At 50.9% G+C, this 24,635-nt stretch carries 16 protein-coding genes and 1 pseudogene; 16 read left to right on the top strand and 1 reads right to left on the bottom strand.

Annotated elements, in window-relative coordinates; translation table 11 throughout:
- The first annotated feature begins 5 nt into the window (after nucleotides 1–5).
- The 3 genes from PUR_RS07520 (at nucleotide 6) to PUR_RS07530 (ending at nucleotide 7,165) form a co-directional block, all read left to right on the top strand.
- Nucleotides 6–2,252, top strand: coding sequence for an FAD-dependent oxidoreductase (locus PUR_RS07520; RefSeq protein ID WP_179034704.1), 2,247 nt, complete (start codon nucleotides 6–8; stop codon nucleotides 2,250–2,252).
- A 44-nt stretch (nucleotides 2,253–2,296) separates the two neighbouring features.
- Nucleotides 2,297–6,058, top strand: a complete 3,762-nt coding sequence (locus PUR_RS07525; protein WP_232101755.1) for an OmpL47-type beta-barrel domain-containing protein — start codon at nucleotides 2,297–2,299, stop codon at nucleotides 6,056–6,058.
- 513 nt (nucleotides 6,059–6,571) lie between these two features.
- Entirely contained in the window at nucleotides 6,572–7,165 is a 594-nt protein-coding gene (locus PUR_RS07530; RefSeq protein ID WP_179034706.1) for a TetR/AcrR family transcriptional regulator, read from the top strand.
- A 94-nt stretch (nucleotides 7,166–7,259) separates the two neighbouring features.
- Here the strand turns inward: PUR_RS07530 and PUR_RS07535 are convergent, their stop codons facing one another.
- Nucleotides 7,260–8,225: an NADP-dependent oxidoreductase gene (locus tag PUR_RS07535; RefSeq protein ID WP_179034707.1), complete on the bottom strand. Its 966-nt coding sequence runs from the start codon at nucleotides 8,223–8,225 to the stop codon at nucleotides 7,260–7,262.
- 491 nt (nucleotides 8,226–8,716) lie between these two features.
- Here PUR_RS07535 and PUR_RS07540 point away from each other — a divergent pair, with 491 nt between their 5' ends.
- From PUR_RS07540 to PUR_RS07595, 13 genes and pseudogenes are all read left to right on the top strand, one after another.
- Nucleotides 8,717–9,457 (top strand): IclR family transcriptional regulator, encoded by a 741-nt coding sequence (locus PUR_RS07540; RefSeq protein ID WP_179037799.1) that lies wholly within the window; start codon nucleotides 8,717–8,719, stop codon nucleotides 9,455–9,457.
- Between the two features lie 337 nt (nucleotides 9,458–9,794).
- Nucleotides 9,795–10,436, top strand: a complete 642-nt coding sequence (locus PUR_RS07545; protein ID WP_179034708.1) for an ABC transporter permease — start codon at nucleotides 9,795–9,797, stop codon at nucleotides 10,434–10,436.
- 84 nt (nucleotides 10,437–10,520) lie between these two features.
- Nucleotides 10,521–11,453 (top strand): glycine betaine ABC transporter substrate-binding protein, encoded by a 933-nt coding sequence (locus PUR_RS07550; RefSeq protein WP_179034709.1) that lies wholly within the window; start codon nucleotides 10,521–10,523, stop codon nucleotides 11,451–11,453.
- A gap of 102 nt (nucleotides 11,454–11,555) precedes the next feature.
- Nucleotides 11,556–12,590, top strand: a complete 1,035-nt coding sequence (locus tag PUR_RS07555) for an ABC transporter ATP-binding protein (protein ID WP_179034710.1) — start codon at nucleotides 11,556–11,558, stop codon at nucleotides 12,588–12,590.
- Nucleotides 12,571–13,278: an ABC transporter permease gene (locus PUR_RS07560; RefSeq protein WP_179034711.1), complete on the top strand. Its 708-nt coding sequence runs from the start codon at nucleotides 12,571–12,573 to the stop codon at nucleotides 13,276–13,278. Before PUR_RS07555 ends, PUR_RS07560 begins: the two co-directional genes overlap by 20 nt.
- Nucleotides 13,279–13,303: 25 nt before the next feature.
- Nucleotides 13,304–14,623, top strand: a complete 1,320-nt coding sequence (locus PUR_RS07565; protein WP_179037800.1) for a family 4 glycosyl hydrolase — start codon at nucleotides 13,304–13,306, stop codon at nucleotides 14,621–14,623.
- Nucleotides 14,620–15,558, top strand: coding sequence for a nucleoside hydrolase (locus PUR_RS07570; RefSeq protein WP_179034712.1), 939 nt, complete (start codon nucleotides 14,620–14,622; stop codon nucleotides 15,556–15,558). Before PUR_RS07565 ends, PUR_RS07570 begins: the two co-directional genes overlap by 4 nt.
- A 92-nt stretch (nucleotides 15,559–15,650) precedes the next feature.
- A pseudogene (locus tag PUR_RS26500) lies at nucleotides 15,651–16,394 on the top strand (Gfo/Idh/MocA family protein); the annotation flags it as partial.
- Nucleotides 16,395–16,656: 262 nt separating this feature from the next.
- On the top strand, nucleotides 16,657–18,321 hold the full coding sequence (locus PUR_RS07575; RefSeq protein WP_179034713.1) for a thiourocanate hydratase: 1,665 nt from the start codon (nucleotides 16,657–16,659) through the stop codon (nucleotides 18,319–18,321).
- Between the two features lie 139 nt (nucleotides 18,322–18,460).
- The gene (locus PUR_RS07580) at nucleotides 18,461–19,567 is read left to right on the top strand and encodes a thiohydantoin desulfurase (protein ID WP_179034714.1); all 1,107 of its coding nucleotides are present in this window, start codon (nucleotides 18,461–18,463) and stop codon (nucleotides 19,565–19,567) included.
- Nucleotides 19,560–21,101, top strand: coding sequence for an HAL/PAL/TAL family ammonia-lyase (locus PUR_RS07585; RefSeq protein WP_179034715.1), 1,542 nt, complete (start codon nucleotides 19,560–19,562; stop codon nucleotides 21,099–21,101). The genes PUR_RS07580 and PUR_RS07585 overlap by 8 nt, the downstream gene beginning before the upstream one ends.
- Before the next feature lie 317 nt (nucleotides 21,102–21,418).
- Complete coding sequence (locus tag PUR_RS07590; protein WP_179034716.1) at nucleotides 21,419–23,344, top strand: DUF5050 domain-containing protein; 1,926 nt, start codon at nucleotides 21,419–21,421, stop codon at nucleotides 23,342–23,344.
- Nucleotides 23,345–23,428: 84 nt separating this feature from the next.
- Complete coding sequence (locus tag PUR_RS07595; protein ID WP_179034717.1) at nucleotides 23,429–24,463, top strand: IS630 family transposase; 1,035 nt, start codon at nucleotides 23,429–23,431, stop codon at nucleotides 24,461–24,463.
- The last annotated feature ends 172 nt before the right edge of the window (nucleotides 24,464–24,635 follow it).

Genomic DNA, 24,635 nt, shown 5'->3' on the forward strand with positions numbered 1-24,635 from the left:
CCAGGATGAAGAATGAACTTGTTCAAACGGACATCACGGTGATTGGGGGCGGATTGTCGGGAGTATGCGCGGCGGTGGCAGCGGCCCGGCTTGGACAAACGGTCGCGCTTGTGCAAAATCGCCCCGTACTTGGCGGGAATTCGAGCAGCGAGGTCAGAGTCTGGGTATGCGGCGCTACGGCTCACGGAATCAATCGGTATGCCAGGGAAACGGGGATCATGGGTGAAATGTTCGTCGAGAATCAGTACCGCAACCCGGAAGGGAATCCATATTTTTGGGATCTGATTGTGCTGGAAACCGTAATCGCGGAGAAAAATATCAAGCTGTTCCTGAACACAGACGTTCACGAGGTGGAAGCGGACGGTGACGAGTCCAGTCGAAAGATCCGGTCCGTAACCGGATGGATGATGGGTTCGGAAAGACGCATCCGATTTGAGAGCCGGATGTATCTGGATTGTACCGGAGACGGGCTTATCGGATTTCTAGCCGGCGCCAAGTACCGCGTCGGACGGGAAGCCCGGCACGAGTACAACGAAGAGTGGGCCCCGGAGATAGCCGATGATATCACCCTTGGCAGTACGCTGCTGTTCTACACCAAGGATGCAGGTCATCCTGTCAAATACGTTCCGCCAAGCTTCGCCAAGGATATCAGCCAAACCTCTATTCCATTGAAACGTGTAATCCGCAGCGGCGACTCCGGATGCCATTACTGGTGGATCGAATGGGGCGGGGAGCTGGATACCGTTCACGAGAATGAGCGGATCCGGAATGAGCTGTGGTCCGTGATTTATGGGATCTGGGATTATATCAAGAACTCCGGTCTTTTTGACTCCGCGAATATGTCGCTCGAATGGGTCGGAGCCATACCGGGAAAAAGAGAGTACAGAAGATTTGTCGGAGACTACGTGCTGACCCAAAACGATATTCTGGCCCAGACCCCTTTTGAGGACCGGATCGCTTTCGGTGGCTGGTCTATCGATCTCCATCCGCCGCAGGGCATGTACGCGGATGAAAGCGGTTCAAAGCATAAACACGCAGATGGTATTTATCATATTCCTTTTCGTTCTTTATTTTCCGTAAATGTTGACAACCTAATGTTTGCCGGACGGAATATCAGCGCGACTCATGTTGCTTTCGGTACAACAAGGGTGATGGCGACATGCGCTGTCATAGGCGAAGCCGCAGGTACCGGAGCGGGCCTTTGTGTTCAAAAAGGAATCAGTCCAAGGGAACTGAGCCGCCAATTTACTGATGAACTGCAGCAGGTGATGCTGCGTCAGGATGCCTCGATCATCGGTTTAGCCAGCCATGATCCCAATGATTTGGCCAGAAAAGCGGAAGTGACTGCGTCAAGCACACTTGAACAGCTGAAGGTTGAGCGGGCAAATGAGACTATAGAGCTGACTGCCGATATCGCCTTTACCCTGCCTGTGGATCCCGTGCTAAGTCATATTGAACTTCTGCTCGGTGCAACAGCCCCAACGACCTTGGAAATTGAATTATGGGATACGGGGAGACCTGAGAATTATGTCCCTGCCGGCAAACGGTCGACAGCCAAGGTGCACGTCCAAGCGGGCGAAAAGCAGTGGATCCGGGCCGCGCTGCCCTGGACCCCAGAAGTTCCGCAAAACGCCTTTATCATCATCAAAGCTAACCGGAACCTTCAGATCTATGCATCCCTAGTGCCACAGACGGGTGTGCTGTCCTTTACGGCCACGGCGGAACAGGCGGTGTCCAAGGATCTGGAGGATCACGATCATCATCAGCCGGTGATCGCATGGTCCATGAAAAGGCTGGTTCGAAAGCCGATATGCTTTAGAGCGTTTCCGGAAACAATGGCCTTTCAAGCGCAAAAGGCGGTTGACGGATTTTCACGTCCCTTTGGAGGTCCTCATACATGGCTGTCCAAGCCGATGAAGGATGGTCAGCAGGAGTGGTTACAGCTGGATTGGGAAGCGCCGGTGGATGTCCGCGAGATTCAAATTACGTTTAATGATGATGTTAACGAGGATTTAATCAATCTGCACCATCACAAGACACCGTTTGAGATCATTCCCGAATTAGTGAAGAACTACCGCGTTGAAGCCCTTATTGAGGGCGTTTGGAAGCCGCTGGTTTCGGAAACGGATAACCGGAAGAGAACAAGGAACCATCGTTTCGATCCCCAGATCCGAACCGGACATTTGCGGGTTGTGGTGGAATCAACCAACGGCGGAGCCTGCGCGGAAATCGTCGGGATCCGGGTTTATTAGCGCCAAGGCGGTTTATTATGCTTAATCGGAATGGGGGCATTTGAATGAGGAAACGGAGCCAAAGAAAAATCAGTTTTTTTCTTCTGGTTTGCATGGCTGCTTTTGTATTTGGCGTCATTGGGCCGGGACAAGTTAAGGTTTCCGCCGAAACGTTGTTCAATGACGATTACGAAGACCAAAACGCTGACGGATGGGTAACTCCAAGCGGGAACTGGTCTGTAGCTGCGGACGATTCATATGTATTCAAACAAGGCCGCTCCGATGCAGCTGCGGAATCGATCGCCTACACAGGCGACGGCAGCTGGACGGATTATTCGGTGACAGCCCGTATCAAAATTAATGATTCGAGTCTGGGAGCCGCATCGGGTATCATCGCCCGCTATAAGGATCAGTCCAATTATTACCTGCTAAGGCTGCATGCAACCCAGGGGCTGCAGTTGTACAAAAAAAGCGCGGGAACCTTCACTTTGCTTGATACCTACAGCGTATCCGTAACGACCAATACCTGGTATACGCTGAAGCTCTCCGTAAACGGTTCCAGTCTGCAAGGCTATCTGGACGATCTGGAGATTGGCAAAATCATCAAGACCGATACCTCCGTCACGAAAGGCGCTGTTGGATTAAGAACATATGGTCAGAGCGCCAATTATGATAATGTGACCGTGGAAAGCTCCACTTCCGTACCGGTGCAGGATGTCGTTATAACATACGGCGACAGCGGCTATAGCGAAACCGGAACATGGCTAACCAGTTCCCTCACCGGCTACAACGGAACAGCATCCCGCTATTCCATAACGGCAGGCAGTACGGCAAAGTGGAGCCAGTATGCGCCCGCAACCGGCAACTATAAAATCTATGTATGGTACCCGAGCAGCAATAATACCAATAGTGCGGAATATACAATCCGTTCCCTGAATGGCACTTGGGTAAAAATGATTGATCAAACTCAAAATGTAAACGCCTGGAACCTTATTGCGACTGTAAGCGGGACTTCCGGAACCGCTTTGGATGTAACCTTAAAGGTGAAATCCGGAAATACACGGGCTAACGCAGTGAAAATAGAATATACAACGAATGCGGTTGATCCCGTATCGACTTCTCCGTCTACCGATTCAAATACGATCGGTATTTTTACCAACCAAAGCGGCTTTGACCTGGGGAAGCCGAAGCGGGCGACGATCACGAATGTTCCGGACGGTACTCCCTTTGACATCAAGAGAACGAGCGATAACAGCACGGTATTTTCCGGGACCGTAACCGGTCAAATTGCTGATTTCTCCGCTTTTCATCCGGCCGACAGCGGCGAGTTTTATATTGAGTGCAGCGGAAAGAGATCCTATTCATTTTCGATAGGAAAGTATTGGATGCAGAAGGTGTCGATAGGTCCGGCGCTTCGTTTCATGGATCTTTCGAGACAGGACACCTTTAATGTCGGAGGGAATACAGGCTATGCGTGGCGCGACGGCCACCAATTTTCCTTCGAGCTGAATTCCCTGGTTTGGCAGTATATGGCGAACCCCAGCGCTTACGACAGGCTGCCGTACGGGATATCTAACTTATCCACAACCCAGTACCCGGAGCTCCGTGCGCAAACTGAGCCGGATATAATCTGGCTTATGAAATTCGCAGCCACTCGTTATTATGATTTGAAGACGAATGGCGGAAAAGACCTGCATGCCCTGATCAAAGGGCAGCTCGCTTACTTCTTGTATCTCTACCCGGAAATTAGTGCATATGTAAGCCCTGAGTTTTATACCCAAATCCGGGATTTTACGATTCAGCAGTGGTCCGATCCGAATTCCAGTCTCCAGTGGTATGATATTGGAGGCTCCGCCGATAATAATTTATTTGATACTCAATCCGTGATTGGCACCATAAAAGGTCAGCAGCCCCCGGGATATGCGATTATACCGAATCTATTGATGTATGAAGTAGCGAAGAGGGACGGTCTCCCGAACGCCCAGGATTTTTTCAATGCGGCATATAACAATTGCAAATGGCTGATCGATAATGTGGACCTTAACGATCCGGCCAATACTAAAGGCCAAAGAATGAGCGAACGGATTACAATGGAAGCGTTGGCTTACTTTCAGGAGGTGTATCCTTCGCTTGCTCCTCCCGGACTGTCTGATAAAATCGGCGTATGGGCTGATCTCATGATCAAACGCTCGTATAATATGTGGGATTTGAGAAAATATGCGGATTTGCATGACGGCACCGGAACGCTAGACCAATGGACCGGAGGGCTGAACACATATAATGAACCGGGAAGCCCGGCTGGATTTATGGCTTCAGCATATGCGGCAAACAGGGTGATTCAAGATCCGCTCAAGAGCAGCAGACTTCAAGAAATTGGGATCGCGCAAATCGATGATGTATTTGGAAGGAACCCGTTCGGCCGGCACTTCAGCTATGACGGGCCGGGAGAGATCCAGGGAGTCGACAAGGGCTGGTTTACTTTCTACAAGGGGGGCTTTGGCGATCTCATGAATGTGCCTGGAGTGCTTGACGGGGCCCCGAAAGAGTCGGCGTATCCGTTTTCTCCAGGTGCAGATCCCGGTTATACCGAGGGCTGGGTTGCTTTCAATACCGCGTGGAACGAATCACTTGCTTATTCAGCGGCCGATGAACTGGAGATCAAGGCTTTCGATTCCATGTTCACGAACGAGATCAGCTCAGCCGTGGAAGGAAGCACGATAGGAATCCGGCTAAGAGCACCGCTTAATTTTGACGAGAATAGAGCAGAGCAGGGCGAGGTTGTCGTCACTACGGATCATGGGGAAGAAGGCAAAGTAACGGTAACGGAAGCAAGCTATGATGATTATTATTTTAACTCTGCATTTACAGTGCCTGCCGGCGTGAAGTATATCGATATTTCTTACGGTATCGGGCTGTTCAAGAAAAGTGCCAGAATTTATGTTCAAGATCAAATGCCGCCGGCAGACCCTACTTTTGAAGCAGATCGAACGGCACCGACTTCTTCAAATGTCGCCGTCACGATCAGCTTCCCGCAGGACGCAGCAGTGAAAGAGTATAAAGTTGGAGCTGCCGGCCGGTGGACAGCATATAACTCTCCTGTTATTTTTACGGATAATGACATATTGTATGCCAGAGCAGCGGATTCGGCGGGCAATGTTTCCCGGGTAACCAGCTATGAAGTAAATAATATCGATAAGGATGCGCCCGTGAGTGCCGCTTCATTAAGTCCAGATGAGCCTAACGGCAGAAACGGCTGGTACACATCGGATGTTACGGTAACTTTGTCTGCATATGACCATTCAGGTATCTTGAATACGGAATACAGAGTAAATAGCGGGAATTGGGTTACCTATACCGGTATCATTCCTGCCTTAGATGAAGGGGTTTATAAAGTAGACTACCGGAGCACGGATCAGGCCGGCAATGTGGAAGAAGTCAAAACCATCAAGTTTAAAATTGACAAAACAGCGCCGCTCCTGTCCATTCAATTAGATAAAACGTCTCTATGGCCCGTTAATCATAAAATGATTGCCGTACATGCGCTGATTGATACCCGTGATGATACATCAGGGGTAGTATCTATTGTACTAACATCGGTTACAAGCAGTGAACCGAATGGTAGCAACGACATGGAAGCCGGTATCGGTACATCGGATACTTCTTTTCTATTGCGTGCAGAAAGATTGGGCAATGAAACAGGACGTATCTATACCATCACCTACACGGTAACCGACCAAGCGGGCAATCAAACGGCGAAAGCTGCTACCGTCACAGTACCCCATGATCAGTCGGATGACTCTATTGACCGTATTGAGGACACTCTTTAAAAAGGGACTATGCTGCTATGAGAAGGGAAACCCAGGCTAGATCCTATTGTCTAATGACCGACATTTTGCGGTTGTCGTACAACGATTTGCTGCGCTTCATTCCAGGAAATCTTCACTTGAGGCGATTCATAATAAACCATATCTCTTACGCTCCATTTGATCATTTTTAAAGTTGCAAACGTCAGCAGTACGGGCGTCCAAGGATCGCTCTGCCATCGAGCTGCGCCGGATGGCTGTTGTCCCCGGACTCCCGTATCTGACGGGACTTATGGCAATTTTATCAGGTTAAGCGCAGGGAGAGGGCCTCCCGGGAATTGATGCAATTTGCCGTCTTCGGCAAAACCGCCTAGATCAACGCGGCGCTGGAACAGTTAACAAGTGAGTAAACCTGCTGTCCGGTTTCGTTGTACATCTGCGGGAAATGCCGCCGAGGTGCCGGGTTATGCTTAATGGAAATAATATGATATGTTAGTGACATCAAAGACAAGATATCTATGGAAAGGCTTAAACACCATGCCTGAGAATAAACATGATGCAATGGCGGCCCGCACCAAAGAGCTAATCAAGGAAACCTTCGTCCGTTTAGTTGAGAAAGAGGGCTTCGGCGGGGTGTCTGTCCGGAATTTAACTGCAAGTGCAGGGATAAATCGAGGAACATTTTATCTCCACTACAAAGATAAATATGATTTAATGGAACAAATTCAAACGGAGATTCTGGATGGCTTGCAGAAGGTCATGGTAGTGGATATCTCTTCGGTTGAGCTTCAGCAAACCTATTTAGATGAACAGCCCTATGCTCCATTCGTTTACATATTCCAATATCTGCATGAGCATGGGGGCTTAATCCGATTGCTGTTAGGTCCCAAAGGAGAATCCGGCTTCCCGGGCAAAATGAAAGAGGTGGTGAGCGAAAGCTTCTATAAGAAGCTGTTCAACCACCATACTTTTGAAAATAACCCTTCGATCCCGAAAGAATATTTGACCGCTTTCTCGGTATCCGTATTTCTTGGTGTCACGGAGGAGTGGTTAAACCAGGACCCGCCTTATTCCCCGGAACAAATAGCCGTAATTTATATCAAATTACTCTTCTTTCAGCCTTTTAGATAAATCACCCCTTGCGGCAGAGCGGCGGTCAAGCTCAACTAATCATGAGCCCGGCCGCCATCTGCCGCAAGGGGAGGGATTGTCTTCTTTCACGCCATTACTGCCGCCAATCCAAGTTAATCAATACTTTCCCCCGGATTTTTCCTGCCTGACTTTTGTTGTGAATCAGCGCCAGATCGTCAAGCTTTACTCTTTCGGTAATTACGGGCTTAATTCGCCCTTCGTCTACCAATGCGGCAATTTGCGAAAGCTGTCCGGCATTGCGCCCCACATACATTCGGATCGTCTGGACACCCGAACGATTGGCGAGTTCAGCGTCCGCTGGACTTGTGGTCGATACAAAAATCCCCCCCTCTTTCAGCAAGGGCAGCCACTTATTCAATTCCGCCGGGCCTTCCGGAGCAAGATTGAGAATCAGGTCCAGCTTTTCGCTTACTTTTTCCTCCACAGCCTCATGCTTATAGTCAATAATCTGATCGATCCCAAGTCCTTGGAGAAGCGGGAAGCTCGCTTCCGAAGCTGTGCCAATTACATGTGCACCCTTCCACTTGGCCAGTTGAACGGCATAAGATCCGACTCCGCCTGCGGCTGCGGTAATCAGTACACGCTGGCCATCTTGAAGCTTGCCATGATCGAACAATCCTTGCCAAGCCGTTAAAGCCCCTACAGGAATTGCGCCAGCATCCTGGAGATCAATACTCTTAGGAGCAAGAGCGGCATTTTCAGCTTTGGTCACGACATATTCGGCAGCGGCGCCGTCTTTGGTCATATCCAGAAAGACAAAGACGGGATCACCCGGTTTAAAGTTTGTTACGGCCCCGCCGATGCTTTCAATGACGCCGGATGCTTCGACATTCGGGATATACGGCATCTGATGAGGAAAAATGTTCTTCAGCGCTCCCATTCGAATCGCTGCATCCACAGGATTAAACGCAGTCGCAGCCACCTTGATTAATACTTCATCTTGGTCTATTTCAGGGATAGGAGTCACTTCATAACGAATAACCTCGGTGCCGCCATATTCATGAATTCTGACAGCTTTCATATCACCTTTTATTGTCATTTTGAACACCTCTCAGTCTTTTTATTAATGAACAACGTGTTGATCATTTGTATGAATCTATCTTACTCTCTGATTATCTTCAAAACAATCAACAATACTCTTTGAAATGTTCAGTGCAAGCTCGTCGGTCCTTGATGCCGGGAATGCGGCCATTAAGGTGTATGCAGGAAAGGTCAATGGAAAATAGACCGCTCGGACAAGCCATTTGTGGGGCCTTTCCTTCTTGATCTTTAGTGAGTATGCTATATAATGTTGGCAGGATTGCATACGGGACTTACACTGTATATAAAACGGATAAAGGGCAGATTGTCAAAGAATATGCAAATGGTGAGATAGTACCAATAAACGATCAGGAATCTTTACATGAATGAGCATTCGAAATTTGATTGTTCTGACTTTTTTCAGCGGCCTCCGGATGCGGGAGGTCCTTTTTTCAAATTCATCAACATGATTGCAATGGACAATAGAGGAGTCGTTGGTAGGTGCAGAAAATGAACGGAACACAAACGCTCAGTCGCGCGCTGGATATCCTGTTCGCCTTGGCGGAAGCAGGCGATACGCTTACGGTCAGCGAGATTGCCGAGAAGGTATCGATACCGGAGAGCACCACGTACCGGTTTCTCCAGACGCTGGAGCAGAACGGCATAGTAGAGAGAAGGGGGAGAAGCCGAATCGCCCTTGGTTTGCGGATTCTCGATTTGGCCCGGAGTCTCAACCTGCAGTTTCAACGGGACCTGCTGCCCCTGGCGCTGCCGATTATGGAGGAGCTGACGGAGAAGGTGCAGGAGACGTCAGTGCTGTTCGTGCGGACCGGCAATAATGCCGTGTGCATCCAGAATGTCAAAAGCAACAGCCTGATCCAGTTCTCCATCGAGAATGGACGGATTTTACCGCTGCATTTGGGCGCTTCAGGCAAATGTATTCTTGCTTTTGAGAGCGGCAAGGTCATTGAGCGGATTTTTCAGACCATAGAAGACGCGGGGGACAGAGCGCGCCTGGAAGCGGAGCTTGACGCTGCACGGGCTCAGAATTATATTATCACAAAGGGCGAGGTGGACCCCGATGTGTTCGCCGTCGCCGTCCCGATTACGGACGGCCACGGACAGGCGGTAGCCAGTCTGTCCGTGGCCGGTCCAAGCTTCCGCTGCAACCCGGAGCGGGAGGGCTTTATCACTGAAGCGGTTAAACATGCTGCGGCCGAATTATCGCGGCGAATGGGGGCTGGACATTAATTTTTGAAATTCCGATAAAAATACTAGAATTAATGGTTGACAAAATAAGGGCGTCAATAATAATATTGAATTGTGGAGTTTGATTATCATATGTTAATAAATAATGCTTGATTTGAGGTGTATCACAAGCACTTAAGGTGTTTGTGATTTATCTTCACCCTAATTCATATTAAATTGATTTGAATACTACATATTTGTGAGGTGTTGCACGGCATGAAGTTTATCTTACATATTCGCGTGAAAATCCCGGGAACCGAGCGATGTCGACGCTCCAACATTCAAGTACAAGCGAAGCCGGCTGCTATCGCCATTTTATTTTGAAGGGCGGTGATCCTGATTGATTGATCGGATGCTCGAATATCTGTCCAAGAACCACGACGTCTATTTTGAAGCCGTACTGACGCACATCGGCATCAGTATTGCGGTTGTGTTGATTGGAATATTGATAGCCGTTCCTTTAGGGGTATTGTGCGCAAAGTTTTTGAAGCTGTCCCAGCCGGTGCAAGGACTGTTTAACATCCTCCGTCTGATTCCGAGTCTTGCGATTCTGATTGTGATTATGCCGGTGCTCGGAACAGGGCTTGCTCCCGCAGTTTTTGCCTTGACGCTGCTGGCTTTTCCGGCAATTTTGATTAACACAAGCATTGGCTTCACAGGAATCAGCCCCTCGGTTATCGAGGCGGCCAAAGGCATGGGGATGAGCCCGCGGAGGATTTTGTTCACGGTTGAATTTCCGCTTGCCTTTCCTATGATCATCACGGGAATAAGAACGGCTGCCGTGGAAGTGATTGCGAGTGCGACATTGGCCGCTTACATCGGTTCCGGCGGTCTTGGCGAATTAATCATCATCGGACTCAGTCTGCCGAGCACAGCCATTTTACTCGTCGGGGGGGTGTCGGTAGCTATACTATCCATTGCCGCGGATGTGATTCTATCCATTACCCAGAAGAGACTTACGAAATATTTGTGGGTTAACTGAGAGGAAGGTTGGAAGGTTGGAAAGGTTGGAAGGTTTACCAGGCAGATATTATATATAAATTTTTTATTTGGGGAGAGAAAACATATGAAAAAATCCTTTAAGTCCATACTCAGCATCTCGTTGCTAACCATCGTCGTACTGTCCACCTTGCTCTCACTCACTGGCTGCTCAAAAGAAAGCGCAAGCGGCCCGGCAATTACGGTAGGCTCCAAAGATTTCACGGAGTCGCTGGTTCTTGCGGAGATTTACGCGAAGGCGCTTGAAGAGAACGGATTCTCGGTGAACAGACAATTTAATATCGGCGGGGAAGGACCTCACGCGGCGCTGCTGAAAGGCAGCATCGACTTCTACCCGGAATATACCGGAACAGCGTTAACGGTTATTTTGAAGGAACCGGCATTGTTTGACGCCAAAGAAGTATACGACAAGGTTTCTGCCGAATATAAAGACAAGTTTAAGCTTGTCCTGCTAGACCAGGCCAACATCAATGACTCGCAAGGTCTTGTCATCACCAAGAAAGCTTCGGATGAATTCGGCATCAAGACGATTTCCGATCTGCAGAAGAATGCCGACAAAATCAGATATGCCTCCAACGGTTCGTTTGATGAACGCGAGGATGGCCTTATCGGTTTGAGAAAAGTGTATGGAGAGTTCAACTTCAAATCCTCAAAGGTATATGACGACGGCATCAAGTATCAGGTGCTTAAAAATGACGAGGCCGATCTGGCCGTAGCGTACACGACAGAGGGCTCGCTGGTCGATCCGCAGTTCGTTGTGCTGGATGATGACAAACACTTGTGGCCTCCTTATTATGTGGCGCCGGTTGTCAGAGAGAACGTAGTAAAGGATTCGCCGAAGGTGGCGAATATACTGAACGCCGTGTCGGCAAAGCTTGACAACCCTACGATTATCAAGCTCAACGCCGCCGTCGATATTGACAAAAAAGAGTATGAAGAAGTGGCGGACGACTATTTCGAGACCATCAAGGCTGATGTGGAAGCGGCAGCAGGCAAATAAGATTACTAACCAAAAAAGAAATGAAAACCACGTATCGATTGGGTAGTGGTTTTCATTTTTTCTTGGCGATTATGACGGTTATGTGAAGAGGGGTTGATATCGGTGAGCAAGACAGCGCTTGAATTTAAAAATATAAGAAAAAGGTTCTCCCATACGGAGACTGACGCCGTTTCCGATGTCAGCATTACCGTAGATGAAGGTGATTTTGTCACTATACTCGGGACATCCGGCTCCGGGAAAACCACGCTGTTAAAAATGGTCAACCGGATCTACGAAAGCACTTCGGGCGACATCTACTTCTATGGTGAAAATATTAAAAAGCTGAAAGTGGAGGACTACCGGAGAAAAATCGGCTATGTTATCCAGCAAATCGGGCTGTTCCCGCATATGACAGTAGCGGACAACATCGCTACAGTGCCCAAAATTCTTCGCTGGAGCAAGGAGAGAATCAATGCCCGCGTGGAAGAACTGCTTGAACTGGTAGGGTTGCCGGGCGAAAGCTACCGGAAGAGGTACCCTTCGCAGCTCTCTGGCGGGCAGCAGCAGAGGATCGGACTGGCGCGGGCAATGGCCGCTGATCCTCAGGTCATGCTGATGGATGAGCCGTTCGGCGCGATCGATGCGATCACAAGACAGAATCTGCAGGATGAGCTGATCCGCATTCAGAAAAAACTGAATAAAACGATACTTTTTGTCACTCATGATATTCATGAAGCCTTCAAGCTCGGCAACAAAGTCATCATTATGGACCAGGGGGAAGTCCAGCAGTATGATACGCCCTTCAATATTCTTTTTCACCCTGCCAATGAATTTGTTGCGCAATTAGTAGCATCTGAGAATATTATCAACCGGCTCAAGATTCTGAAAGCTGAAACCGCCGTGCAGCCATTAACCCGGACCCCGGATGATACGGATATCTATATCGGCAAGGATGAGTTTCTCGACAGTGTGCTGTCAAAGTTTTTTGAAAGTGGCACGAAAACGATCATTGTGACGGATGCGGACGGCAGGCCGGTCGGCGAAATCGCCTGGGATCAGTTAAACGGGCTGCTGCATTCAAAAGATGACGGGACGCAAACCGGCAGCCAAAACCGGATCGGTGAGAAGGTGAACATTCATGCTCCAATCCATAGCTGATTTTCTGGCCTACTTCGCCAAATATTATGACAAAATGCTGTCCATGACGCTTGAGCACCTGCAAATCGTTACGCTCGTCCTGCTTATTTCGATCATAATCGCCGTGCCGCTCAGCCTTGCTCTATATCATTCGCACAAGCTGTCAACGATTGTACTGGCCATACTCGGAGCGCTGTACGCCATTCCAAGCCTCGCCTTTTTTGCGATCCTTATCCCGCTTTGCGGATTGGGTATGCCTACCGCCGTTACTGTACTGGTCGTCTATACCCAATTTATTTTGGTGAGAAATATTTTGGCCGGTTTTAAATCGGTCGATCCGTTCTTGCTGGAAGCCGGCCGGGGTATGGGGCTTAGCGCCACGCAGCTATTTTTCAGAGTGCAACTGCCGATCGCCATGCCTGCCTTGCTCGGCGGTCTCAGGCTGGCGGTCATTTCCTCCATCGGAATGGCGACGATCGCGGCAACGATTGGAGCGGGAGGTTTGGGTACGCTGCTGTTTGACGGACTCCGCATGAATTTTGCATTGAAGATCGTATGGGGAACGGTATTGGCCTCGGCTCTGTCCCTGATCGCCAACCGAATTCTTTTATTCTTTGAAAAACGGGCGATGAAACGCGCGCGCGGCGAACTGCATCAGCCGAAAACAGGGCAGCCGTCCAAAAATCTTCGCCAAGCTCTTGAAGAGTAAAGGGGGGCGTGTTGAGGTGAAGAGCATGCTGTATCACAAGCAATACTTGAAATTCGTATTTATAGGCGCGGGAAGTTCTTTTTTCACCATGCGGCTTGTCGGCGACATTCTCAGCGAACCGAGTTTGCAGAGCGGGCATCTGGCCCTTGTCGATATCCATGAAGGCCTGCTGAATGAAACGAAGACTGCTGTGGAAAATCTGGTCGGATACGCAGGCGGGAAATTTACGGTGTCCGCGCATACCGAGGTTAAAGCCGCACTAAACGGAGCCGACTTCGTATTCTTCACTTTCGCGACCGGCGGATATGAGCGGTGGAAGAACGATATAGAAATCTGTACAAGTCACGGCGTGCTGCAGTCGGTCGGGGATACCATCGGTCCCGGCGGCATTATCCGGACTCTTCGCACCATTCCTGCCGTGCTTGACATCGCCGGCGAAATGGAGAAGAGATGTCCCGGGGCATGGATTATCAATTATTCCAACCCCGAAGGCGCCGTCTGTCTTGCGCTGCAAAAATATACAAAAATCAAATCGTTCGGGCTGTGTCACGGCACTCCCGATACTGCCCGCTGGATTGCGGAGAAAGTCTTTCAGGTGGACCCGGCAAGACTGCATTTCCGCGCCGCCGGCATCAATCATCTTACATGGTTTACGAATCTTACGCTTGATGGCGTCGATGTCTATCCGCAGCTTATGGAAGAGCTCCACAGGTCAGGCATGGACAAGGAGGAGCCGATCTCGGCGGAGCTGTTTCGCACGTATGGCCTTTATCCTGCGCCCGGGGACCGGCATGTCGGCGAGTTTTTTCCGTTTTTTCTTAAGGATCAGGTTCTGTTGGATCACGATTACGCCTGGAAGAACAATGACTTTGCCGCAATTGACGGCTGGCGCAGCAATCTTCGCCAATTATTCGATGAAGTGCGTGTGCGGAACACCGGCTATGAGAAATTTCTGGAAGGCTCGGGAGAAACTGCGACTCACTTCATCCGGGCGCTTGTAACCGGTGAGACCGCCTCAGAGATGGTCAATGTCATCAATAGGGGATACATCGAGAATATCTCGAACGGAGTCATCGTCGAGCTGCCCGCATTCATTGACAGCTTCGGCCTGCATCCGCAAAAAATTGGAGCCCTTCCGGACGGCATCGCCCACAAGTGCGACACGCTGGGGTGCGAGTATCTGCTCGCGGTGGACGCTGCTGTCACGTGCGATTATTCCAAAGCGCTTCAGGCGATGTATCTTGACCCGCTCGTCTCCAATTGCAATTATCCAGACCGCCTGTTGAAAGACCTTGTCAAAGCTAACCTGGATGTTCTTCCGGAAAGCTGGGGCAACTTTTTATGAACAAGATTCCCCTGATAATGGATGTCGATACCGGCACAGACGATGCGATTGCCATCATCTGCGCGCTGATGAGCACGGAGGTGCTGGATATAAAAGCATTCACCGCCGTTGCCGGAAATGTCGGAGTCGATCTGACGAGCAGCAATACCCTAAATATTGTGGATTATCTTGGCTTTGACATCCCTGTTGCGGTCGGCGCGGCTAAGCCGCTGAACAAGGATTTGCATACAGCGATCAGTCATGGCGCAACCGGTCTCGGCGATGTGATTGTGCCGAAATCGGACAGGGCATTTTACGAAAGAGATGCGGCTGACACCATCTATGAGCATGCCGTTGCCATGCAAGGCGAGCTTGAAATTGTGGCCGTCGGCCCGCTTACCAATATTGCCGAGGCCATCATTCGTTACCCGGATATTGTCCGCTTAATCAAACGGATTACGATTATGGGCGGCGCACTCCGGGGCGGCAACATGACCCCGGCTTCCGAGTTCAATCTCTATGTTGATCCTGACGCTGGGAAAATAGTGTTCGAGGCCGGCATCCCTCTGGTGATGGTCGGGCTTGACGTGACGCTGAAACCGCAGCTTCCGCTTGCTGTTGTTGAAACCGTCAAGCGGCTGGACAACAAATTTGCGAACTTAGCTGCCCGGATTTTTGACTTTATGCTGCGCCGCTGCGAGCAGTTCGGATTTGATCCGCCGAATGTCCATGATGCCATCGCATTGGCCAGCCTGATCGTTCCCCGGCTCGTTACTCTGAACAAATATGTAATGACGGTAGAAACCGAAGGGACGGTAACCCGCGGCATGACCGTTGCCGACTTCAACAACGTTACGGGAAAAGAACCGAATGTGAGCGTTGCGGTTGATGTGGACTGCAATCTGTTCTGGGACTGGATGACGGGCAAATTCTTAAGTGCGGAGAGAGATGGCTAGCCAAGGACAAAGCGGGATCAAGATTAGAAATATGCACCCGGAGGAGGACAGGTATGCCGCTGCAACAGAATTTGTTCGAAACAAGCTGGAGCATGGATATCGCGGATGTCGAGCCTTTAAGGCTCGGTTTTATCGGCGCCGGCGAGATGGCTTCTTTTGCCGTATACCCGGCCTTGCATTTCTCGGAAATCGCCCTGCAGGCGGTTTGTGATCTGGATGAACAACGGGCAAAACGGATTGCCGATAAATTTTGTCCGGGACACTGGTACACGGACTATCGCAAGATGTGGGAAAAAGAAGACATAGAAGCGGTTGCCATCCAGCTCCAGCCCGGAGAAACAAGGCTCCGTATCGCGCATGAAGCACTGGAAGCGGGTTACCATGTAATTATTCCAAAGCCGCCAACGCGAAGCTACCGTGAAACGGTGGAGCTTGCAGAGTCGGCCGAAAAATCCGGAAAACGGGTTATGGTGAACTTTGAAAGCCGCTTTAGTTATGGCGTGAGGATGGCCCAAAAAGTGATGGCCCAGCCTGATTTTGGACAACTGACGCAAGCGTCTTTCTCTTTTTGCACGGGTTCATACAAGGACCGGCTTGTCTATCGGCATGATACTCCCTATAAAGACGGCGTTCACGCCTATTTGCTCGATTTTGCCCCGCATCATCTGGATCTTGCCCGCTATCTTGGCGGCGAAGTGAACAAAATGGCGCTGTTTCACCACGAATGGGGAGGGGAAAGCGCAAACGCATTGGCTGTTGAATTTGAAAACGGTTCGGTTGGCACGATGCAGCTCTGCAGCAACCGGATCTGGTGGAGAAATTACGATCGCATTGAGCTTACAGGGCAAGGGGAATATATCATTCTTGACGGGTTGTGGAACGTAAAGCATTATACGGCAGACCAGAATACGTTTACGGAAAACTACCGGGATGAGCGAAGCGGGGAATTAACTGGTGACCTGTTGCAAGCATCCAGGATTGCGCCGGGACCATGGAGCTGTATCAAGCCATTTATGATGCGGTTGCGTCCGGAAAAGACGGTGTTATTTTCAAAAGGTAATGCCAAAGAGAGATTGAAACAGAAAGGATGGGATAGCCGTGAGCAGAATTACGGCGGCAAGAGGAGGAGAACTTCGATGCAAGGGCTGGCGGCAGGAAGCGCTGCTGCGAATGCTGGAGAATGTGCTGGAGAACGGCGAGAACCAGAAGGAGCTGATTGTCTATGCTTCATTGGGCAAAGCGGCGCGGAACTGGCCGTCTTACAGAGCCATCGTGGACACGCTGAAGAATCTGGAAGAGGATGAGACGCTGGTCATTCAATCGGGCAAACCGATCGGCGTCTTCCGCACGCATCGCCAGGCTCCGCTCGTTGTGATGGCGAACTGCAATTTGGTGGGCCGATGGGCGACCAGCGAGAACTTCTATGAATTGCAGGACAAGGGCCTGATTATCTGGGGAGGGCTGACCGCAGCCGCTTGGCAGTACATCGGTTCACAGGGCGTTATCCAGGGAACGTATGAAATCTTCCAGAGCATTGCGCGCCTGCATTTCGGCGGAAGCTTGCAAGGCCGTTTTATTCTGACCGCCGGCCTGGGCGGCATGGGCGGGTCGCAGCCGCTGGCCGGAACGATGGCGGGCGCAGCTATTCTATGCGTGGAGGTCGCGGAGGACCGGATCGACAAGCGCATTGCCGCAGGTTACTTGCAGCGCAAGACCGCAAGCCTGGACGAAGCGCTGGCCTGGATCGAAGAGGCGAAAGGCAGCGGAGAGGCGCTGTCGGTCGGCCTGCTCGGCAATGCGGCCGATGTCTATCCCGAGCTGCTGGCGCGCGGGGTGCTGCCGGATATTGTGACGGACCAGACCTCCGCGCATGATTTGCTCTACGGGTATATTCCGAGAGGCTATACCCCCGCCACTGCGGCGGAGGCCCGCAAGACGGACCCGGCTGGACTTCAGGAAGCCGCCGGAACGTCGATTGCGGTCGAGGTCGGAGCGATGCTGCAATTCAAGGCGCTCGGCTCGGTCGTCTTTGATAACGGCAACAACATCCGCTCCCAGGCGGTGAAGTACGGTGTCGCCAACGCTTTTGACATCGACATCTTCACGGAAGCCTTTCTGCGGCCCCTGTTCGCCCGGGCCATCGGCCCGTTCCGCTGGATCGCCCTCAGCGGCGACCCGCAGGATATTCGGACCATTGACGAATATATTTTGCGCGAATTCAGCGACAACGAGATCGTGTCGAACTGGATCAAGCTGGCGAATGTTCACGTACCGGTCGAAGGACTGCCTGCCCGGATCGGCTGGTTCGGCCACCGGGACCGCAGCAGGCTGGCGCTGGCCGTGAATGACATGGTCCGCGAAGGCAAGCTGAGCGGTCCGGTGGCGTTCTCGCGCGACCATCTGGATGCGGCCGCCATGGCCCACCCGAACATCATGACCGAGCGGATGAAGGACGGCAGCGACGCGATTGCCGACTGGCCGCTGCTGAACGCGATGCTGAACTGCTCCTCCATGGCCGATCTGGTGGCCATTCATTCCGGCGGCGGAGGTTATGCGGGGTACATGACAAGCGCCGGCGTCACCATTGTCGCCGACGGAAAGGCGGAGAGTGACCTGCGCCTGCGGACTGCCCTCGATAACGACACCGGACTGGGCGTGCTTCGGTATGCGGATGCCGGATACGAGGAGTCGTTAGACGAGGTGGAACGCAAGGGAATTGCAAGAATTGATACCGGCAGGCACGAAGAGATTGTGGCGGACTAAAATTTGTACCGGCCGATATTTGGCCGACGGATAAGTGTGCAAAAAATAACGGCGGCGAGCCGGAAAAGTGCTGGAAATAGGCGAATGAATGCCTTTCATGCAGCCGCGCCCGGCTTGCCGCAAGAGGAGACGGGGATAAATGAGAGAGTTAACGAGAGACGATGTAAACGCCGCGGTTAGAGGCGGTTCCGTATTTGCCAGCGGCGGGGGCGGCTGGGTGGACCACGGTCTGGATATCGGTCACGCTGCGCTCAGCGTAGGCCGTCCGAAGCTGGTGTCGGTCGATGAGCTGCCGGAAGACGCCGTTATTCTGACCTGCACGGCTATCGGCGCACCGGCGGGCCGCGACTGGCAGATGCTCGGCAAAGATTATATCAAGGCCGTACAGCTCGTCATCGACCACTATGACGGCAAAATTGCCGGGGTCATGACGCCGCAGAACGGAATGTCGAGCACGATCAACGGCTGGCTGCCGGCAGCCGCGCTCGGCCTTGTTGTTGTGGACGCCACCGGGGACATCCGCGCCCATCCCACCGGCAAAATGGGCTCGCTCGGCCTCGCCTCGTCCATTGATTACGAGACGGTTCAGGCGGTGGCCGGCGGCAAGCCGGAGCTGGGCAGCTACATCGAGCTGGTTGTCAAAGGGACCCCGGCGCGGACCTCGAACATTCTGCGTACCGCATCGGACATGGCCGGCGGCTTCATCGCCGCGGCGCGCCATCCGCTCCCGGCGAAATACATCAAGGAGCATGCCGCGCTGTGCGGCATCTCGATTGCGATTGAGCTGGGCCGGGCGATCCTGGCGGCCGAGCCGGACGGTGCGGAAGCGGTGCTTGACACGATCGTACGCCATACAAAGGGCAGAATTGTCGGCAAAGGTACAGTGACGAAGAAAAATGTGCACTATTCCGGCGCTTTTGATATCGGCACTATTGAAGTGGAAATCCCGGGGAGTTCTCTGACCCTGCACGTGATGAACGAATATATGGCGGTGGACGACCGGTCGGGCACACGGCTGACCACCTTCCCCGATGTCATTACGAGCATCGATTTGGCCACAGGCCGTCCGGTCAGTGTAGGGGATCTTAAGGAAGGGCAGGAGATTGCCGTATTTGCCATCGACAAGTCCAATGTTCCACTCAGTTCCAGCGTCAAGGACCCGAGCGTCTATCCCGAAGTGGAAGAGGTGCTGGGGATCGACCTCCAGAGCTACGCCTTCGGCAAGGAGAAGCAGGTTCATGCCTGAGAGAAGCCCGCTATCCGGCAGCGCACTGGTGCTGGACGGAACGGGTCTGAGCGTTGCCGATGTGGACAGCGTTGCCCGGGGCCACCGGGAGGTTGTAATCGCGCCGAGCGCCTGGGAACGGCTCGAGAAGGCGCGGCAGGTTATCTTCGAGCTGGCGGAGGAAGGACTGCCCGTATACGGGTTGAACCGTGGCGTCGGCTGGAATAAGGATAAGATCATTTCTCCCGGATTGTATGAATATTACAACCGCAGCCTGCTGTTGTCCCACAGCGCGGGAATCAAGCCCGAGGCCCCGGAGGAGGTGGTGCGGGCGGCGATGCTCGCCCGGCTGAACGGTCTGCTCGCTGGAGTCACTGGTTCGCAGCCGGAAATCGCCGCGCGCTACGCCGATTTCCTCAACCTGGGATTTCACCCCGTTCTGCCGCTGCGCGGGTCAGTGGGCGCTGCGGATATCACCCTGATCTCCCACCTGGGTCTGGCGATGATCGGGGAAGGGGAGGCGGAGATTGGCGGACGCCGCCTGCCGGCCAAGCAGGCGCTGGCGGAGCTTGGACTGGCTCCGCTGAGGCTGGGGCCGAAGGACGGGCTGGCCATCGTCAGCTCCAATGCGCTCTCTGCCGGAAACGGCGCGCTGGCGCTGCATGATCTGGCCGGATTGCTGGAAACCGCCGATACGGTGTACGCCCTGTCGCTGGAGGCGATTCGCGGCAATGTCAGCCCGCTGGACGAAGCCGTTCACCGCAAGCGCCCATTCCGTGGGCAGCTTGCGAGCGCGGCGGATGTCCGCAAGTATCTTGCCGGAAGCAGCCTGTGGGAGGCGTATAATCCGGACTCCCTGCAGGACCCGCTAAGCTTCCGCGATGCCTGCCAGATCCACGGCGCGGCCCGTGATGCGCTCGCCTATACCCGGGAACTGCTGGAAATTCATCTGAACAGCCCGGACGACAATCCGTGCGTGCTGGCGGAAGAGCGGCGCATATTATCCAACGCCAATTTTGATCCCGTCGTCTGGACGCTCGGCTTCGAGATGCTGGGGAGCGCCCTGCATCATGTCTCCAAAAGCTCCTGCTATCGCATCCTCAAGCTGGGCGATCCGGCCTTTACCGGCCTCAGCCGCTTTCTGACTCCGGATGCGGAACGCTCAATCGGCTTCGGCACCGTCCAGAAGACGGCCTCTTCGCTGGATGCGGAAATCCGCCATCTGAGCAACCCGGCCTCCGCCGATTATATGTCGCTGGCGGGAGATATCGAGGACCACGGGACCAACGCGCCGTTTGTCGTCTCCAAGACAAGGGAGATCATTGACCGGCTGACCTATATGCTGGCGATTGAAGCCATTCACGCCGCCCAGGCCATCGACCTTCGCGGCGGGGTCAAGCTTGGACGGGGAACGGAGGCGGCCTACCGTCTGCTCCGTTCCGCCGTGCCTTTCCTGGATGCCGACCGCATCCAGACGGTGGATTTCGAGGCGGCGTACCGGCTGATCAAGGACGGGAAGTGGCTTACATCGGTGCGGCAGGCTTTAAGCGAGTGAAGGCTTGAGTGAATGAGCGATCACGGTTCCTCGAAAAAGATACTTTCCTGAGAAAATATGGATAATTATGTCCGCTTAAGAACAGGTTTTACTAAAAAGGTGGAAAAGAATCGAATTTGTGATTTTTAATGAATAGTTAAAAGCTTTATAGGTTGTTGAATAGCTCAAGCGATAAGCTTGAGCTTATTTGTGCGTACAGTTTCCTAAGAAAATTGAAGTTAATTTGAATAATGGGGTATAGTGACGAATTATGCATCTATGGATTTAGTTTTCCATTATATTGTTTTAAGGTTGGTTAAAATATGGAGGTAAGTGCTTTGCAGAGAATTCAGTTAATTTGGAAAATGATATACGGTTTGATTTTTGTATTAGGACTTGTATTTGGATGGTCGCTTACTGCAAATGCAGAGCAGAAACAGCAAGAAATCTCAGTTGTTGTCGATGGGAAAATAGTAAATCTAATGAAAAAACCGATCAGCGTTAATAATGTGATTTATGTGCCTTTACGGGGAGTGTTTGAGCAATTGGGTGTTAGTATCAAGTGGGATCAGAGCTCAAGTACGGTAAAGGCAAATAAAGGTGCTCAGAAGATGGTATACACTCTTGGTAGCTCGTATGCACGCATTAATGAGAACGTGCTGCCCCTGTCTTCACCGGGTAAAATAATTGACAGTACGATTATGGTCCCTCTTCGGTTTGTTGGAGAAGCGTTTGGAGCGGAGGTTATTTGGAACTCAACCACAAGAACCGTCGTGATATCGTCCGATCAGACACTACTTTCTTCCATTTCCGCAGAGTCTACAGGAAGCACCTCTTCCAATCTGGCTAATAACGGGTTTGCAGTTAAGGAGGGGAAGTGGATTTACGGGCTGGAAAATGAACAGCATGGATACGTATCTGGAGGGAATGGCGGATACTTATATAAGGTAAACGAAGAAGATGGCAAAAAGGTCAGTCTTTTACTATCCCAAGTGCGGATGCTGAATATTCAAGGCGAATGGCTTTATTTCATAGGCAGCGACGGCATTTACAAAATGAGGACTGACGGCAGTTCGCTTAAACAACTGGCATATAACACTGTCGCAAGACAATTATTAATCATGAACAATTGGTTGTTTTATAATACAGACGATGGAATCTACCGGATGCAAATTGACCGGAAAGGAGCAATGCCTATACGGATTCTCGATAATCCGAATATCTATCAGTTTACTGTCTCGAAGGGATGGGTTTATTACAAGGAATCAAGCAACAGTGGGCAAGCCGGAACGATCGGAAGAATCCGTATTAACGGAACGGACAACCTCAATTATGGCAGTCTCGACTATGAAGATCTCACGGTACATGAAGACTATATATATTTCAACTATATCGCAGAAGATAAGGCGATGATTGGCAGAATACCTGTTGAAGGAGGTCGCCTGCAGAACTTGGCTATTGCCGAAGGTTTTAATATTTCAGATAATAAGCTGTACTTCAGCAAGGGATATTCCCTCTATCAAAGCAATTTGGACGGTACCGACAGTAAGAAAGTAGCTCAATTGGGCAGTTGGCCAATGCCAATGAAGCTGATAATTTTGGACGGATCAGTATATTATGAAAAAGACGCAAGCAATGAAAAGGGCGAATTTGTATCTGCAATGTATTCAATGAATTTAACAACTCAACTGGGAAATAGCTTATATGGAAAGACATTACCCTCTAGCAATAATGTTGAAAATATATTCGATGAGGTCTATCCTCTTCTGTCTGAAACGGATTCGGAAAAAGAGTACGAAGTAAAGCAAGCCGCCAAGGCTGTAGTGGAACAAACGGTTTTACCGGATATGACAACGCGTGAAAAAATAAAGGCATTACATGACTATGTTGTACTGAATACGGCATATGACTATGATAATTATCTGAATGACACTATACCGGACGTTTCTTATAGTGAATATGGAGTATTGATACAGCATAAAGCTGTGTGCCAAGGATATGCATTAACGATGAAAATGCTACTTGATTTGGTCAATGTGGAGAACTATTACATAACAGGAACGACCAATGAGGGTGCCGGTCATGCTTGGAATATCGTTGTGGTAGATGGTGCCTACTATCACTTGGATGCAACATGGGATGACCCTGTCCCTGACGAACCGGGCTATATAGGATATGATTATTTTCTGCTCACGGATGAGCAGATGGCTCAGAATCATGTGTGGGATAGAGAAACGGTCAAAGGCTTTTTTACAAAAGAATAAATCTATATAAATTGAACTCGTAATATTAAGGACCGCCAGAATCGGGTAAAAGGTAAGAAAGAACCTGAAAAGGCGGAGATTTAAATGACTACAGAACAAGAGATCGGAAAACTGACAGAAGCCATGAAGGAAACGGAAAGTACCCGGATGTATGAAAGATATTTGGCGATAAGGCTGCATCTAGAGGGCCGGACCCTCACCGAAATTGCCGATATTTTGGGCAGATCCTTTCCGGCCATCAGCGGATACTGGAAGAACTACCGTAAGAACGGACTGCAAGGTCTTGAATTGGGTGAATATCCGGGTGGTTCCAAGCGACTTTCGAATGAGCAAGAGGAACGGCTGAAGCAAGTCATCGCTGAGAAACGCCCTGTCGATGTTGGCTTTGAAGCGAAGTATACCTGGACGTTAAAACTCATTCGTGCCTGGATTCTTCGGGAGTATAGCGAAGACTACACGCTCAAAGGCGTCTCCAAAATGCTGAACCGCCTTGGCTTCAGCTACACGAAGGCCACCTATACTTTGGCAAAGGCCAATCCAGAGGAGCAAGAGCAGTTTCGCCAAGTCACGCTACCTGAGCTCAAAGACCAGTTAGATCAAGGAAAAGTGGATCATCTGCTGTTTGAAGACGAATCGGCTATTCGGGCCTATCTAGCCTTACAGTACAATTGGTTTCCGAGAGGACAACAGCGAAAAATCAAGACGTATGGCCAGCATCAGGGTGCCAAGCTGTTTGCAGCGATCGATTACGAAACCGGCCATGTCCTTCACCGGGAAGAAGAAAAACTGGATGCGAAAGCGTTCCAACGCTTCTTGACCGATATTTTACAGACGTATTCCGGCAAGGTCGTGGTTGTACTGGATAATGCCCACATTCATCATGCCGATGAAATTCAGCCTTTTCTCAGGGAGCACGCCCGATTGCAGTTGGTTTATTTACCCAAGTACAGCCCGGAACTCAATCCCACGGAAGGTTTGTGGAAATGGCTAAAGCACGATGTCGTGAACAATGTGTTTTTCCAAAAGTTCTACGTCATTCGTTCCCATGTGGCCGCTTTTATGAAAAGCATCAACCGAACTCCTCAAGCCGTAATTGACCGCTTACTTCTTCAGGTATAAAGATTTTCAGTTCAACTTATATAACTACTAAAAGTAGAATCCAGAAATCTCATCACCTTAAAAAGATGAGCCGATGATTTTTGCCAGCTTGGTCTTGTATCCAGAGATCGTGATATGAACTTTGTTCAGGAAGCGTTTGGTTTACCCCTAATAACGATTTAGCTGACCCACC

The sequence above is a fragment of the Paenibacillus sp. URB8-2 genome, from assembly GCF_013393385.1.
In the GTDB taxonomy this organism is placed as follows: domain Bacteria; phylum Bacillota; class Bacilli; order Paenibacillales; family Paenibacillaceae; genus Paenibacillus_AQ.